Raw genomic sequence first — 16,227 nt, 5'->3', positions numbered from 1 at the left:
ATAATGACGCAAGAAGAATTAGATGCTTTAATGGCTGGTGGGCTTGATGATTTTGAAGATGAAATTGTTAATGATATAAAAGAAGAAGTTGTAGAGCCTAGTGAAGCAATTGAAGATTTAGAAGATGAAGAATTGAGTTTAGAAGAAGAATATAAATCATATAGACCAGATTCAAGGAAATCTTGGCCACCACCACCACCAACAGAAGATCATAAGGTTGTAAATCAATTAGATGATGTAACTCGTGATAGTGAAGTTAAAGCTACTGAATTACTTGAAAAAATTGAAACAATGATGGATTATTTTGCAACTGCTGAAAAGATTATAAAAACCTTTAAAAAATCAGTTCAAAATCAAGTTGAGTTATTTACAACTTTAAATGAGAAATTTCCTAATGTTAATAAATTTAGTGAATGTTTAGCTGAATGCAAAGAACAATTAGCAAAAATTGATGAAGCATTAGATAATTTAGCAATGGGACAAGATGAAGCTATGATGGCAATGGATGCTATGCAATATCAAGATATTCATAGACAAAAAATTGAGCGTGTAATTAATGTAATGAGAGCGTTATCTAAGTATATGAATAGCTTGTTTGAAGGTAGAATTGATGATGAAAAAAGAGTTAGTAGTGCTGTTCATATTGAAGGAGATAGCACAGCTGATTTGGTTACAAATGATGATATTGAAGCATTAATTGCATCATTAGGTAAAAAATAATGCTAACTCCACAAATAATTGCTCCAGCAGGTAATTTAAAAAAATTAAAAATTGCTGTAAATTATGGTGCTGATGCTGTTTATGCAGGACTTTCATCGTTTTCTTTGCGCTCTCGTGCTGCTAAAGAATTTGATGAAACTAGCTTTGCAGAAGGTATAAAATATGCTCATAGCAAAGGTGTGCAAGTTTATGCAACGGTTAATGGTTTTCATGTGAGTGCACAACTAGAAGGTCTTAAAAGACATTTAGCCTTACTTGCCGAGCTAAAACCTGATGCGTTAATAATCGCTAGTATAGGTGCTATGAGATTAGCAAAACAAATAGCTCCTAATATTCCTATCCATGTTAGCACTCAAGCAAATATTTTAAATTATGAAGATGCTTTAGTTTATAAAGAATTAGGTGCAAAAAGAGTTGTAATTGCTAGAGAATTAGGCTTAAAAGATGCTTGTGATATAGCAAAAAATGCAGATATTGAAATAGAAGCATTTGTGCATGGCTCAATGTGTTTTGCTTATAGTGGAAGGTGTTTAATATCAGCAGTTCAGAGTGGAAGACGCTCAAATCTTGGTGCATGTGCTAATGATTGTAGATTTCCTTATGAATTATATGCGAAAAATCCAGAAAATAATGCTTTATTTAGAATAGTAGAAGATGATTTAGGAACACATATTTTTAATTCTAAAGATTTAAAACTTGCTAATTATATAGACAAAATTATGGAAAAAAATGCCATAAATGCCTTTAAAATAGAAGGAAGAACTAAGAGTGAATATTATGTAGCTTGTGCAACTAGAACTTACAAACAAGCTGTAATTGATACTTTAAATAATCAATTTGATGCAAAAAAATATGATGATGAGTTAAATACTTTAAAATCTCGTGGATTTACTGATGGGTATTTAATGGCTAGACCTTATGAAAAAGATGATACTCAAAATCACGAAACTTCAATAATGCAAGGCACAATGCAAGTGCATGGGTTTAGTGAAAATGGTAAAAGCATAGCTAGTAAGGGAATTATTAAAAAAGATTATGAATACGAAATATTTGCTCCATTAAATGCAAGTATTGAATTAGTAAATAATGAAATAGGCGAAATTTATAAGCGTGATGATAAATATTTTTGCAAATTTAAAAAGCTTATAAATGAGAATAACAAGGAATTTGGTGAATTACATAGTGGCAATATAAATGAGATTTTAAGCCCATCTTTATTGCCAGAATTTAGCTTTTTAAGAGCATAGGAGTTTTTTATGCAAACATATCTTGAACTTAGTGAATTTTGCAAATTAGTTCATTTGAATGAAGAAGTTGTAATGGCTATGATTAAAAGTGGTTCATTAAAACACAAATATGAAAATGAAAAGCTTTTAATAGAAGCAAATGCAGGGACTTTTGCAATCGTTCCTGTAAAAGATAAAAACATAGAAGTTCAAGATATTGCAAATACCCCTGCAGGTAATTTTATAGAAAAGACAATAGGAACTATTCTTAATCTTCACGAGAAAGTCTTAGATGCAAAGGATGAAACTTTAGAAGTTTTAAGGGGTGAAAATGCCTTTTTAAAAGAAGCACTTTATTCTATGCAAGAGCTTTATGATGAAGATAGAAAAGTAATAGATACTCTAAATAAAGAATTAGAATTAGCTAGAGAAGAAATTGAATATCTTAAACGCAAATATAAACTAATGTGGAATAAAGCTGTAGAAAATTATCAAAAAGATATTAAAGAATAAAAATGAGAAAATTCTTATTATTTGTATTTATTAGCGTGTTTTGTTTTGCTAATCAAGGTTTAGAGTATTATAAAAATAAAGAATACGAAAAAGCTGCTAAAATTTGGGAAAAAGAATGTGCTAAAGATAATTTTAAGTCTTGCAGTTTTTTAGGTTATATTTATAGTCAAGAAAAATATGTAAAGCAAGATTATTCAAAAGTAATTAAATTATTTAAAAAAGCTTGTGATGCAAATGAGTTTGGTGCTTGTTTTGGTTTAGGCTGGATATATAAAAATGGAAAAAGTATAAAACAAGATGACAAAAAAGCAAATAACTTATATGAAAAAGCTTGTAATGCAGATGTTTTTGAAGCGTGTTATAATTTAGGTAATTCTTATTATATTGGACAAGGTGTAAAGCAAGATTATAGTAAATCAATCAAGTTGTATGAAAAAGCTTGCGATGGAGAAGTTTTTAATGCTTGTTATAATGCTGGCGTTTCGTATAGCGAAGGAAAAGGCGTAAAACAAGATTACAATAAAGCAATTAAATTATATGAAAAAGCTTGTGATGGAGAATATCCTATGGCTTGCAATAATTTAGCTCTTGCTTATTTTAATGGCGAAGGTGTAAAAGAAGATTATAATAAAGCGCTTAAATTAAGTAAAAAAGCTTGTGATTTAGGCGAGCAGATGGGTTGCTATAATTACGACATACTTAATCAAATAAAGTATTAGAATTTAAATCATTCATTATAGATTTAAATTCCACATAATAATTTGCGTAAAATATACTTTTTTTTATTACAATCAATAATATTACAAAAAGGAGAAATTATGAAAGTTTTATTAATTAAAGATGTAAAAGGCTTAGGTAAAGCCGGAGAAGTTAAAGAAGTAAAAGATGGTTATGGTCAAAATTTCTTAATTGGTAAAGGTTTTGCAAAAGTTGCTAGCACAGAAGTGCTTAGAAAACACGCAAGTGATTTAAAGAAAAAAGAAGAGCAAGACAGATACGAGCTTGAATTAATGAATAAATTAAAAGATAGTTTAGCTGATAAAAAAGTTATTATTAAAAAACAATTAGGCGCTAATGGAGCATTATTTGGTGGAGTTACAAAAGATGAAATTTCACACGCTATTAAAGAGCAATTCAACCTTGAACTTGATAAAAAAAGCATTCAAGATTATGCTATTAAAGCAGAAGGTGAGTATAAAGTGAGTGCAAAATTAGGTCATGGCATTGTTGCTGAATTTGTAGTAGTGGTAAAAGGTGTTTAATGTTTCACGCTACTACGATTTTAGCTTATAAAGGAAAAGATGCTTCAGTAATTGGTGGTGACGGGCAAGTTACTTTTGGAAATACGGTTTTAAAGGGTAATGCAGTAAAACTTAGAAAGCTTTATGAAGGAAAAGTATTAGCAGGTTTTGCAGGAAGCACTGCTGATGCTTTTACTTTATTTGATATGTTTGAAAAAATGCTTGAGAGTAAAAAAGGAGATTTAGAAAGAGCTGTTATTGAGTTTTCAAAAGAGTGGAGAAAAGATAAATACTTAAGAAAACTTGAAGCTATGATGATAGTTTTAAATAGAAAACAAATCTTTTTATTAAGCGGAACAGGCGATGTAGTTGTGCCACAAGATGAGTGCATTTGTGCTATTGGAAGTGGTGGAGCATACGCACTTAGTGCTGCAAGAGCATTGCATAATCATGCGAATTTAGATGAATTAACTTTAGTTAAAGAAAGTCTTAAAATTGCAGGAGAGATTTGTATTTATACAAACACAAATATAACTACTTATGAATTAAGGGATTAAGAATGCAGATGTTACCTAAAGAAATTGTTGAATTTTTAGATGAATATGTAATAGGTCAAGAAAAAGCTAAAAAGGTAATTGCTATTGCTTTAAGAAATAGATATAGAAGATTAAAGCTTGAAGAAAGTATGCAAGATGATGTTGTTCCTAAAAATATTTTAATGATAGGAAGCACAGGTGTTGGTAAAACAGAAATTGCAAGAAGAATTGCTAAATTAATGGGCTTGCCTTTTATTAAAGTAGAAGCTAGTAAATATACTGAAGTTGGTTTTGTTGGTCGTGATGTAGAAAGTATGGTAAGAGATTTAGCTAATGCAGCTTTAACTTTAGTAAAAAACGAGCATTTAGAAAAAAACAAATCAAGATTAGCCGAACTAATAGAAAATAAAATTTTAGAAAAATTATTACCGCCATTACCAAAAGGTGTTAGTGAAGAAAAACAAGCAGAGTATGAAACTAGCTTAGAAAAGATGAAAGAGCGTCTAAGAAATAAAGAATTTGAAGATAAGGTTATAGAAATTTATGTAACCCAACGCTCACTTGAGACAAATCCAAATCTACCACCAGAACTTGCAAGTATGCAAGAGATGGTAAAAGTAATTGGTATTGCTGATAAAAAAGTGAAAAAAGAGTTAAAAATTAAAGACGCTAGAAAAGTTTTAGAAACTGAATTAACAGATAGTGTTTTAGATAATGAAAGCATTAAAGATGAAGCCTTAAAAAGAGTTCAAAATGAAGGAATAATCTTTATTGACGAGATAGATAAAGTTGCGGTAAGCTCGGGTAATTCAAGCAGACAAGACCCTAGCAAAGAAGGTGTTCAAAGAGATTTATTACCTATCGTAGAAGGTAGTGTAGTAAATACTAAATTAGGTAATGTAAAAACTGATCATATATTATTTATTGCAGCAGGTGCATTTCATTTAAGTAAGCCAAGTGATTTAATCCCTGAATTACAAGGTAGATTTCCATTAAGAGTTGAGCTTGATAGCTTGGGTGCTGATGAATTGTATGAAATTTTAACAAGACCTAAAAACTCACTTTTAAAACAATATAAAGCCCTTTTAGAAACTGAAGGAGTTAATTTAGTGTTTGAAGATGATGCTATTAAAAAAATTGCAAAAATAGCAGCACAAGCAAATGAAAGTATGGAAGATATAGGTGCTAGACGCTTACATACTGTTATTGAAAAATTAGTAGAAGATATTTCTTATGAGTGTGATAAATACAAAGATAAAGATTGTGTAATAGATACAAAATTAGTTGATGATAAATTAGGCTCTATTATAGAAAATCAAGATATAGCAAGATATATTTTATGAAAAGTGGTTTTGTAAGTGTAATCGGCAGAACAAATGCCGGTAAAAGCACAATGATTAATTCTTTACTAGGCGAAAATATTTGCCTAGTATCACATAAAGAAAATGCCACAAGAAGAAAAATGAATGTGGTAATAATGCACGATGAAAATCAAATAATATTAATAGATACTCCAGGCCTACACGAAAGCAATAAGAATTTTAATCAACTATTAATAGAAGCTGCTAAAAAGAGCTTAGATGAGTGTGATTTGATTGTATTCGTTATGAGTATTTTTGATAGTTTAGATGAATATAAAAAATTTTTAGATTTAAAGCCAAAGGTTGAGCATATTGTAGTTATAAACAAAGTTGATTTGGTTGAACCTAAAAAATTATTGGATAAATTAGAAGAATTTAATAAATTAGATATTGTTCCTAATATCATTCCTTATTCATCAAAAAATAAATTTTATAAAAATAAATTATTAGATGAGATGGTAAAGTATTTGCCAGAACACCCATATTTTTTTGACCCAGAATTTAGCACTGATAAAACAACTAAAGATGTTATTAAAGAATTAATAATAGAAAGCATTTATCAAAATCTTAGTGATGAATTGCCATATTGTTGTGAAGTGTTAATTAATAAAATTATAGAAAAAGATAATTTTTTAACTATTTATGCCGATATTATTACAGATTCAGAAAATCATAAAGCAATGCTAATTGGTCGAAATGCTAATACAATTAAGCGTATTGGAATAGTCGCTAGGAAAAGAATTGCTGAAGTTTTTTTATTAAAAATTAACTTAAAGTTGGTTGCAAAAGTTCAAAAAAAATGGTACGATAATGAGAACTTTTTAAAAAAAGTAGGCTTAAAACAATAAAAAATAAAAGGTATTTAAATGGCGAAAACAGCGAAAAAAAGAGAATTGGTCGCTTTTGATTCAAGTACAAAAAAACTCTATAAACTTGCTGATAATGTCCTTAGTGAAATTACCGTTAAGGAAAAAAGCAATTCTGCTTACAATATTACCTATATGCCAGGTGAAAATGTAAAGTATGCTTCTGTTGAGGTTCCAAACGATACAGATGAGGATGAAATCAGTATAATTACAAACAAAACTTATGAAGTGTTAGAATTAGATATAGACAAGGATTATAAGATATCTTATAGTATTTCTAATGCTAGTATGGGAATTAATACAGTATATAATGTATTTGTAGTAGAAAATGAAAAAATTGAAACAGAATTTAAAGATGTAGCTAATAAGCTTCAGTATATTGATTATATAGATATTGAACCATTGATGTATCAAAATTATTATACAAGCAAACTTATAGAAAGTGATGGAGTTCAAGTATTTATATATTTTCATAAAACATATACAACACTTACCGTGTATAAAGATGGAGAATTAATAAACTATAAGATTATTAATAAACTTAGCATAGATATGTTGCATGGTAGTTTTTCTCATGATTTAGGAGAGAGAATTCCTGAACATATGTTTTTAAATGAATTATCAAAATATGGTTTTGACCATGTAGATGATGCAAAAAGAGTTTCACTTAATAAGGTTTTAAGCGAGTCTTTTAAATTCTTAATTAATAATTTATCTTTAATATTAAGAGGTGCTCAATTAGATAATGTTACTATTACAAAAGTATTTGTAGGAACTGATATTGGGTTAAGTCAAAATTTCTTAAAAAAAGTTGAAGTATTGTTTTCTTGCTTTAGGTGTCTTGATGATGATATTATACTTGAAACTATGCTTAATAATAAAGTTGAAATTGGAATTAATAGTCTTGAAGTAGCAGAATTTGTTAATATCCATAAAATTAAATATGATTTATTTAAAAATATTAGAAATTTTACCGTTGAGGTTAATACACCTTCTGAATTTACAACTACTCCTGAAAAAGAAGGCGGAGAATTAAGGATTAATCCATTTGTTTTATTAAGCTTGTTAAGAGCTAATGAACAATTAAAAATGCCAAATGATGTATTTAACATATCTACATTCTTAAGACCACCACCTTTTGCGAAGAGATATTCTGGGAAGTTAATTTTATCAATTTTGGCTGTTATTGTATTGGCTAGTATTTATCCTATATATAATTATATAAATGGTAAATTTATTGAAGTAGAAGAAAGAGATACTAGTGAAAAAATTCCTGCTAAACAAACAGAATATACAAGAATTGATAATGAAATTAAAAACCTTGAAAGTAGATTATCTAGTTTATCAGCTGAAGTAAATGAAGCTAGAAGAACTTTAGAATTTAGATATACACTTTTAGATAATATTTATGATAAAAAAGTTAATTATCTATCAAAAGCTAGTGCAGCTACAAAAATGGCTAGTATCTTAAATCAAAGTAATATTAAAGTAACAAGTATGTCTTTTGATAATGATATTATAAATGTTAATTTAAAAGGAACTGCAACAGGTATAACTTCATTCTTAAAAGAAATAGGTGCTGATGATACTTATAGTATTGAATCAAGAGATGTATTGATTAAGATATTAAATCTTGATGATAAAGATAAAGAGCATGAAAGTAATATTGTAATAAAGGTTTTAAGATGAAACAAGGTAGTATTTTTGATAAAATAGATAATTATTACGAAAAGCAGCCTAATACTAATATATTCTATATGAGTATATTTATGTGTGTATTTTTATTTGGTTATTTAATCTATGATTATACATATGAGAGTTCAGAGCAGTATGTGGCAGAACAAACAGAATTATTAAATAAAGCTAAAGAAGAGTTAAGAAGACTTGATGATTTTATTGAAAGAGAAAAGCAAAACTCAAGAATACAAAAATTAACACAAGATATCATTAGCGAAGAAAAAGCAAGAAAAGAAATCAGTGATGAGAATATGTATTTTGATGATAAATTAAAAGAAGCGTCAAAATTATTATATAATCAAAAAAATTGGTCTGAGTTTATGGCTAAAATTAATGAATTATCTAAAAAATATCAAGTAGTTTTAGGTGATGTAAGAAGTAGTGTAAATGATTTGGTAAGTCAAAAAGTAGAAGAAGTTTTTAATGTTCAATTTTCTTTAACTGGTAAATTCCAAAATATTTTACATTTTGTAAATAGCTTAGAAAAATCAATTGATGTTGTAGATGTAAATATGCTTAAACTATATAAAATTGAGCCTACAGATAATCCTAATAATGATAATAATGGTGGCGAAAATAACAAAGTTTATACAAATGACATTCAAGCTGATGTTAAAATCTCAATATGGGGGATTAAATATTAATGAAAAAAGTATTATGTATATTAGTTTGTATTCAAGCAATTTTTGCTATGACAAGAACAGAACTTGACAATAAATTTAATGAATTAGTTCAAGTTAGAAATACAATAGACTATCTTGAAATTACAAAAACAAATGATCCTTTTTATAAGGACAAAATCAAATCAGACGAGGTTATAACTTTTACTTTATATGCTATTGTAGATAAAAGAGTGAAAATCAATCAAAAATGGTATGGTTTAAACGAAATAATTACTGCAGGTTATAGGGTAGTTAGTATTAATAATGAAAGAGTTGGTCTTTCAAATTCAATTAATTATGTAGAACTTAATTTAAAGGATAATCAGAATGTTCAAATCAGTGTTAAATAAAACTATTATATCTTTAAGTGCAGCGCTAATGCTATCTAGCTCATTAAGTGCAGCAGATTGCTCAAAAAGAGCTTTTGATATTAAAGTAAATAAAGAAGATACTTCAGCTTACGAAATAATTAATCAATTATCAAAAGTATGTGATTTTAGTGTAGTTTATAAAGATTCATATTCAAAAGGAATATTGAGTACTAGACAAGATGGAATAAGTATTAAAAATATGCATATTAATGGCATTTTTGATTTGCTTATTGCTGAACAAGGTTTAGATTATGATTTTTCAAATAATATCTTAAAAATTCAAGGTTTAAATACTAAAACATTTAAATTAGACTATATTACTTCAGTTCGTAAGGGTAGTGCTATTACTAAGGCAAATGTTGAATCTCAAGCAAGCAGCAGCGATAGCAGTAGCTCAAGTTCAAGTTCAGGTTCAAGTTCAGATAGTGATAATATGATTGAAACTAAAGAAGAATTTGATTTTTGGAAAAACATAGGCAAAGAGATTTCAGAAATAGTTCAAAATTCAGGTCAAAATATTCCTATTACACCTCCTACAATCAATGCTAATGCGGGTTTAATCACAGTTACTTCAAGTAATGAAATTTTAGATAGGATTGAAACTTATTTAAATCAAGTTCAAGAATCACTTAAAAAACAAGTAGTAATTGATGTTTCAATTATTGAAGTAAGCCTTAATAAATCTCATAAAACAGGTATAGATTGGACACAATTTAATTTAGGATTTGATACTACTGGAGCATCTCTTACAAATCTTATTGGAAACACTGCTAATGGCACTATTATTTTAGCTGATAAAAAAAATACTTCTAATGTATTTTGGGGTAAAACCGATAAAGGTAGATGGCACGGAGATGAAAATATAGCTATTAATATGGGTATTAACCTAACAGGTATGATAAATTTTCTTAAAGAAAGTGGAGATGTTAAAGTTGTTTCAAGTCCTAAAATCGCAACTTTAAATAACCAACAAGCATTAATCACGGTTGGTGATACATATAATTATAAATTAAAAGGAAGTAGCACAACTACAGATAGTGGTAGCACGGGTGATGCTGATGAAGAAAAATCAATTTTCGTAGGTATTTTATTAAATATCTTACCTGAAATATCAGATGATAATAAAATTATGCTAAGAATTAATCCAAGCATTAGTGAGCTAATAAATATTGAAGATAAAAAAGTTAAAGATGGCTATAGGGTTGTTGCTCCAGATACAAAACAAAAGAAATTATCAACAGTTGTTCAAGTAAGAGATGGAGAGACTATTGTTTTAGGTGGTCTTATTACTGATTCTGAATTATTTAGTAAAAATGGAATTCCGGTATTACAAGACATTCCTTTATTGGGAAAATTATTTGGCTCTAAACAAAAATCAAAAGAAAAAACAGAATTAGTGTTTGTTATCACTCCGCATGTTGTTGATTTTACTAAAGATAAAGAAGAAGTAAGAAAATCTTTAGAAGATTTAGGATACTCTTTAGCACTAGATTATAAAGAAGATTTAAAACCTACTGCTACTAAAAACTTATTTAAAGAAAAAGCAGAAGAATTTGATTCAATAAATAATGTTGAATAAGGGTTGCTATTGAATAAATATACATTAGCTAAAGAATTATTTATAGACAATTTAGAAAGCCTTAGATTTATCAATCTTGATAAATCTAAGATTGCTTATCATAAGATTATAACTTCATTAGAAAAGCCTTTAAAATTAGTATTGTTTTATGGTAAGCCAGGTTGTGGTAAGACTTTTTTATTAAATAAAATAGAAAAAGATTTAAAAGAAAAAAATAAAAAGATTATATTATTAGAACAGCCATTTTATTCAGAATCAGGATTTTACACAGAGTTGCATAGAAAAATTTTTAATGAATATGTAGAGATTGAAAAATACGAAGATTTTTTAAGAATTTTTAAAGATAAAGTTACTCAAACTCCTGAAGAATTAAAATACGATGGATATATGGTAATGCTTGATGAAGCTCAAATGTATCCTAATATATTAATAGAAAAAATTAGACTATTATCAGATACTAGAATGTTTAAATTCTTATTTACAGTTCATAAGACGATTGCTGATGAGGATATTTTAGCTCAAGAGCATTTTACTACTAGAATTTGGGAAAGTATTGAACTTAGTGAATCTAGTGAAGATGAAATTAAAACTTATATTAATAAGAAATTAGAAACTTTAAAGAATGGTTTGGATAAAGGATTTTTTAGTAATAAAAATTATAAGTTTATATATAGCGTTACTAAAGGAAACTTAAGAACTGTTAATATGTTATTGTATAAAGCATTTGAAATATATGAATTTTACGAACAAGAAAGATTTAGTGAGTTTAGTAATCCAAAAATCAATGAAAAAGTATTAGAAATGGCTGCTCTTGATAAAGGTTTATTAAATGCTTAATTTACATGAAGTTATAGAATTAGAAAATAAATGGAAAATTTATTCAAGTAAGAAAAAAAAGAAAAAGTATATCTTTTTATACATATTAGCTTTTATTATATTTGTTATTTTTATATCTGCTTTAATATATTTTGCATACTCAAAAGGTGCTAGCGAATTAGAAACTAATGTAAAAAAAAGTAATAATGAAGTTAAAAAGATTATAAATGATACTAAGGTTAAATTAGAAAAAGAAAAAATATTAGATAATAAAAATATTATCAATAAACCAGTAGAAGTAATTAGTAATAAGCTAGATAATGATAAAAAATTAGTAGATATGCCTAAAGAAGAAGTTGATACTACTACTTTAGCAGATACTACAAATAATGAAACTATATCATTAAGCATTATGAATATAGATGTTAAAAACTCATCTTTTAAATCAAATACAAGTGAAACAAAATCAAGTAATATTAAAAATAATAACATTATTAAAAATATACCTAAAAATATAGAAACTAACACAATAGTTATTACTGATTTAAATTCTACAGCTACACCTAAGGTAGAAAGCAAAAAAGAATTAGATGATTTAGAATATTTGAAATTAAAATTTTCTGAAACTAATAGTATATATTTTGCTTTAGATATAGCTGATGTGTATTATTCTAAAGGCGATTTTAAAAACGCTAGAGAATGGGCATTGACTGCAAATAAATTAGATGTTAAAAATGATAAATCTTGGGTTATGTTTGCAAAAGCAAGTTATAAATTAGGTTTAAAAGAGCAAGCTATTAATTCTTTAACTAATTATTTAAATTCTAATAGCTCAACTCGTGTTAAACAAACTTTAGACTTAATTAAAGAAGGTAAATTATGAGAAAAATTATTTTTTTATTAATAGCTTTAAATTGTTTTGCTATTAGTTTAGCAGATATTAATAAAGCTATTGAAAATCAAGAATATTCAAAAGTATGCAATAATTTAGTATATGATTTAGCTGTAAAAAATCAAGATGATGGATTGATGAATTTGTATGGTATTGCATGTTTAAGAACAGATTATATAAACAAACTATCAGCTGTTATTATTGCACTTAGAAATTCAAAAGAAGCAAGAGCTAATGCTGTTTATTATTCAACTATTTTATATAAGAAAAAATTATTACATTCAGCACTAGTTGATAACCTTAATATAAGCTCTATTAAGCTACCTAAGTGCGATTATATTTTATCTGATATTTACGATGATTATATATTAGGTAATTATATAAAGGAAAATGATAAATATATTTTTAGATATAATGATAAAATCTATGAAATGAGTTTGAGATTTGATAAACCATTTACTAAGATGGTTTTAACTATTTTAAATTCAAACAATCAAATATTAGAAGTGAAAGAGTACTGGTAATGGAATTTGTAGATCGTTTAGGAGTTTTAGTATATAGAAGAAAAATGGAATTAAAAGACACTATTATGTCTTTTGAAAATCCACAAGATAAGTTAAATTATTTAAAAAGCGTTTTAGATGAAAGCACATTAGAATCTTTATTGATTGACCTTTATAAGACTAATGGTATTACTTTAGATGATATTGCATTACATTTTGAAATAGGTAATAAAGAATTTTTAGAAAAAATTGCACAAAAATTAAGATTTGAATATATAGATTTAGATTCAGTTGATATTAATTATAAAATTTCTGAAAAAATTCAGTATTCAGTTTTATCAAACTATGGATTTTTACCTTTTAAAGAAGATGAAATTAATTTATATGTAGCATATAAAGAACCATTTAATTTAGAAACTCAAGATAAAGTTCAACATTTATTTAGTAGAAAACTTGTTAAAAACTATGTCGCACATCCATCTCAAATTGATAGATATTTAAGTAAAATTCAATTAAATGAAAGCATAAAAGATATTATCAATGATATTAGAAAAGAGTTAAGCTCTGATCCTACAATGACTGGTGGAGAGCAAGATAGTTCTGGAATTTTAAAATTAATTGAAGTTATCCTTAGAACTTGTATTGTAAATCGCTCAAGCGATATTCACATTGAACCAACCGAGACAAACTGCATTGTTCGTGGTAGGATTGATGGTATGCTAACTGAAATATTTATTTTTGATAAAGATATATATCCACCAATGGTTTCTAGAATGAAACTTTTATCAAATATGGATATTGCAGAAAAAAGAAAACCACAAGATGGTAGATTTTCTGCTAGGGTTTTAGATAAAGAATATGATTTTCGTATTTCAACATTACCTATTATAAATGGCGAAAGTATAGTTTTAAGGATACTTGATAAATCAAAGATTTTAATTAGTCTAGGCAATCTTGGAATGCACCCTACAAATCTTGAAAGATTTCAAGCAGCAATGCATGCACCTTATGGGATTATTCTTGTAACTGGTCCAACAGGAAGTGGTAAAACAACTACTCTTTATGCTGCGCTTAATGATATGAAAAGCGTTGAGACTAAAATTATCACGGTTGAAGACCCTGTAGAGTATCAGTTGAATTTGATTCAGCAAGTGCATGTTAATGAAAAAGCAGGACTAACATTTGCAGCTGCTCTTAGGTCTATTCTAAGACAAGACCCTGATATTATAATGATAGGTGAGATTAGGGATGCTGAAACATTAACAATTGCTATTCAAGCAGCACTTACAGGACACTTAGTATTTTCAACTCTTCACACGAATGACGCAGTTTCAGCCGTTACTAGGATAGTAGATATGGGGGTTGAGCCTTATATGGTTAGTGGTGCATTAACAGCAATTGAAGCACAAAGACTTGTAAGAAAGCTTTGTCCTAATTGTAAGCAAGTTACAAAAATACCTGATAATTTTTATTCAAGAATTGAAAAGTATGTAAAAGAAGTAGAAAATCCACAATTTTATAAGCCTGTAGGTTGCCCTAAATGTTCTCAAACAGGCTATACTGGTCGTGAAATGATAAGTGAAATTCTACCAATCAGCGATAGAATTTCTTCTATGGTTGCAGCGGGTGCATCTAAAGAAGAGATTAGAAAAGTAGCTTATGAAGAAGGTTTTGTTGATATGTTTCATGATGGTATAGTAAGAGCTGCTAAGGGTGTTACTAGTGTTGATGAAGTATTAAGAGTTGCGAAAGAGTAATAAATGAAGAAATTTCAAGTTGAGTATATTAGTAAAGGACAAAAAAAGGTCTTAACTCTAACAGCACAAAGCAAGGCAAGTGCTGTTGAACAAGCTAAAAATAAAAATTTAGGTCGTATAGTAAAGGCTGGCGAAGTTCAAACCGTTTCGCTAGGAAGTGCTGTTGATAAATTAAAAAATTTATCTTTTTTTAAACCTACTATAAAATTACCTGATTTGATTGCTTCAATTAACCAATTAGGTGTTATGGCTGGTGCTGGTATTTCTATCCATGATAGTGTGAGAGAAGTTGCAAATTCAAGTGCAAATAAAAGGGTAAAAGAGATTTTTTCTAAAGTTTATGAGGACTTGAATGCTGGTCTTAGTATAAGTTTATCACTCGAACCATTTCAAGCTGAATTAGGTGATATTACACTAGCTATGGTTAAGCTAGGTGAAAGCACTGGTAAATTGGGTGAAAGTTTAAAAAAACTTGCAGAAATTTTACAAGAATTATATGACAATCAACAAAAGTTTAAAAAGGCTTTAAGGTATCCTATAATAGTTGTTACAGCTATTGCTATAGCATTTACTATCTTAATGCTTGTTGTTGTTCCGCAGTTTAAGGAGATATTTGAACAATTAGGGGCTAATTTACCACCTGCTACTAAGGCTTTGTTATTTATTGAGCATACTTTAAGAAATTATGGGATATATGTTTTAGTTGTGCTTATTGGTGGGATATTTGCTAGTAAAAGATTTTATGGAATTAATGATAATTATAAAGCTTTAGTTGATAGATATGCTTTAAAAACTTATCTAATAGGAAAGATTATTTTATTTGCTACTATGAGTAGATTTAATCTTATTTTTACAGAGCTAGTAAGAGCAGGTATTCCTATTGCAGATGCACTTGATACTTCACTTAGAACAATATCTAATACAACTATGAAAAATAAATTAAATGCTACTAAAGTTTCAATTTCAAGAGGGCTTAGCTTAACTGAATCTTTTAAAGAAACAGAACTTTATGAGAATATGCTTATTCAAATGATTAAAGCAGGCGAAGCCAGTGGTCAATTAGATGCAATGCTTGAAAAAGTTACTGGGTATTATAAGGAAAGATTTAATAATATTATAGATAACCTATCAAGCTATATTGAGCCAATTCTTATGTTATTTATTGCTGGTATGGTTCTTTTCTTAGCACTTGGTATTTTTATGCCTATGTGGGATTTAGGAAGCGCTGTAAAAAGCTAAATAAAATCTTTAGTCAAGAATTTGACTAAAGATAATACATTTCTTTATTAGTTTGAATTTACAATAATTTAACTAAGTTCTATACAATCACTAAGCTACAATATTTTTTAATTTGATAAATAGTTTTAATTTTAATGAATTAAAATAATCTTTGTAAGCTATTTGGTTTATAATATGAATTATAGATTTTGATAAGGTTTTATCTGTA

The 16,227-nt window shown here is 27.7% G+C and carries 17 protein-coding genes; all 17 read left to right on the top strand.

The features are described 5' to 3' along the window. Positions 1–3: 3 nt before the first annotated feature. The 17 genes from AVBRAN12642_RS00165 to AVBRAN12642_RS00085 all read left to right on the top strand — a co-directional run bounded on the left by AVBRAN12642_RS00165 (position 4) and on the right by AVBRAN12642_RS00085 (position 16,019). A complete protein-coding gene (locus AVBRAN12642_RS00165) occupies positions 4–720 on the top strand; it encodes a chemotaxis protein (RefSeq protein ID WP_214115759.1) in 717 nt (238 codons plus the stop codon). Continuing rightward, the gene (locus tag AVBRAN12642_RS00160; protein ID WP_336607801.1) at positions 720–1,967 is read left to right on the top strand and encodes a peptidase U32 family protein; all 1,248 of its coding nucleotides are present in this window, start codon (positions 720–722) and stop codon (positions 1,965–1,967) included. The genes AVBRAN12642_RS00165 and AVBRAN12642_RS00160 overlap by 1 nt, the downstream gene beginning before the upstream one ends. 9 nt (positions 1,968–1,976) lie before the next feature. Next, a complete protein-coding gene (locus AVBRAN12642_RS00155; RefSeq protein ID WP_214115757.1) occupies positions 1,977–2,459 on the top strand; it encodes a DUF3972 domain-containing protein in 483 nt (160 codons plus the stop codon). Positions 2,460–2,461: 2 nt separating this feature from the next. Next, entirely contained in the window at positions 2,462–3,178 is a 717-nt protein-coding gene (locus AVBRAN12642_RS00150; protein WP_336606776.1) for a tetratricopeptide repeat protein, read from the top strand. 99 nt (positions 3,179–3,277) lie between these two features. Next, positions 3,278–3,721, top strand: coding sequence for a 50S ribosomal protein L9 (rplI, locus tag AVBRAN12642_RS00145; RefSeq protein ID WP_336607800.1), 444 nt, complete (start codon positions 3,278–3,280; stop codon positions 3,719–3,721). Beyond that, positions 3,721–4,257 carry an ATP-dependent protease subunit HslV gene (gene hslV, locus AVBRAN12642_RS00140; protein WP_214115754.1) on the top strand — a complete coding sequence of 179 codons (537 nt, stop codon included), beginning with the start codon at positions 3,721–3,723 and terminating at the stop codon, positions 4,255–4,257. The genes rplI and hslV overlap by 1 nt, the downstream gene beginning before the upstream one ends. A gap of 2 nt (positions 4,258–4,259) precedes the next feature. Beyond that, positions 4,260–5,579: an HslU--HslV peptidase ATPase subunit gene (gene hslU, locus AVBRAN12642_RS00135; protein ID WP_214150108.1), complete on the top strand. Its 1,320-nt coding sequence runs from the start codon at positions 4,260–4,262 to the stop codon at positions 5,577–5,579. Next, positions 5,576–6,445 (top strand): GTPase Era, encoded by an 870-nt coding sequence (gene era, locus AVBRAN12642_RS00130; protein ID WP_214115752.1) that lies wholly within the window; start codon positions 5,576–5,578, stop codon positions 6,443–6,445. The genes hslU and era overlap by 4 nt, the downstream gene beginning before the upstream one ends. A gap of 18 nt (positions 6,446–6,463) precedes the next feature. Then, the gene (locus AVBRAN12642_RS00125) at positions 6,464–8,152 is read left to right on the top strand and encodes a hypothetical protein (RefSeq protein ID WP_239803489.1); all 1,689 of its coding nucleotides are present in this window, start codon (positions 6,464–6,466) and stop codon (positions 8,150–8,152) included. Continuing rightward, positions 8,149–8,844, top strand: a complete 696-nt coding sequence (locus AVBRAN12642_RS00120) for a hypothetical protein (RefSeq protein WP_214115750.1) — start codon at positions 8,149–8,151, stop codon at positions 8,842–8,844. Before AVBRAN12642_RS00125 ends, AVBRAN12642_RS00120 begins: the two co-directional genes overlap by 4 nt. Next, positions 8,844–9,212, top strand: coding sequence for a hypothetical protein (locus AVBRAN12642_RS00115; RefSeq protein WP_214115749.1), 369 nt, complete (start codon positions 8,844–8,846; stop codon positions 9,210–9,212). The genes AVBRAN12642_RS00120 and AVBRAN12642_RS00115 overlap by 1 nt, the downstream gene beginning before the upstream one ends. After that, the gene (gene mshL / locus AVBRAN12642_RS00110; RefSeq protein WP_214115748.1) at positions 9,190–10,812 is read left to right on the top strand and encodes a pilus (MSHA type) biogenesis protein MshL; all 1,623 of its coding nucleotides are present in this window, start codon (positions 9,190–9,192) and stop codon (positions 10,810–10,812) included. The genes AVBRAN12642_RS00115 and mshL overlap by 23 nt, the downstream gene beginning before the upstream one ends. A 9-nt stretch (positions 10,813–10,821) precedes the next feature. Beyond that, entirely contained in the window at positions 10,822–11,649 is an 828-nt protein-coding gene (locus AVBRAN12642_RS00105) for an ATP-binding protein (protein ID WP_214115747.1), read from the top strand. Continuing rightward, on the top strand, positions 11,642–12,511 hold the full coding sequence (locus AVBRAN12642_RS00100) for a CDC27 family protein (RefSeq protein WP_336607799.1): 870 nt from the start codon (positions 11,642–11,644) through the stop codon (positions 12,509–12,511). The genes AVBRAN12642_RS00105 and AVBRAN12642_RS00100 overlap by 8 nt, the downstream gene beginning before the upstream one ends. Further along, a complete protein-coding gene (locus AVBRAN12642_RS00095) occupies positions 12,508–13,044 on the top strand; it encodes a hypothetical protein (protein WP_214120155.1) in 537 nt (178 codons plus the stop codon). The genes AVBRAN12642_RS00100 and AVBRAN12642_RS00095 overlap by 4 nt, the downstream gene beginning before the upstream one ends. A gap of 44 nt (positions 13,045–13,088) precedes the next feature. After that, complete coding sequence (locus AVBRAN12642_RS00090; RefSeq protein WP_442862230.1) at positions 13,089–14,780, top strand: GspE/PulE family protein; 1,692 nt, start codon at positions 13,089–13,091, stop codon at positions 14,778–14,780. A gap of 3 nt (positions 14,781–14,783) precedes the next feature. After that, positions 14,784–16,019, top strand: a complete 1,236-nt coding sequence (locus tag AVBRAN12642_RS00085; RefSeq protein WP_214115743.1) for a type II secretion system F family protein — start codon at positions 14,784–14,786, stop codon at positions 16,017–16,019. Positions 16,020–16,227: the final 208 nt, after the last annotated feature.

It is taken from the genome of Campylobacter sp. RM12642 (genome assembly GCF_020137635.1).
In the GTDB taxonomy this organism is placed as follows: domain Bacteria; phylum Campylobacterota; class Campylobacteria; order Campylobacterales; family Campylobacteraceae; genus Campylobacter_E.
The sequence above is the reverse complement of the archived record's forward strand: the minus strand, read 5'-3'. Positions and strand labels throughout refer to the sequence as shown.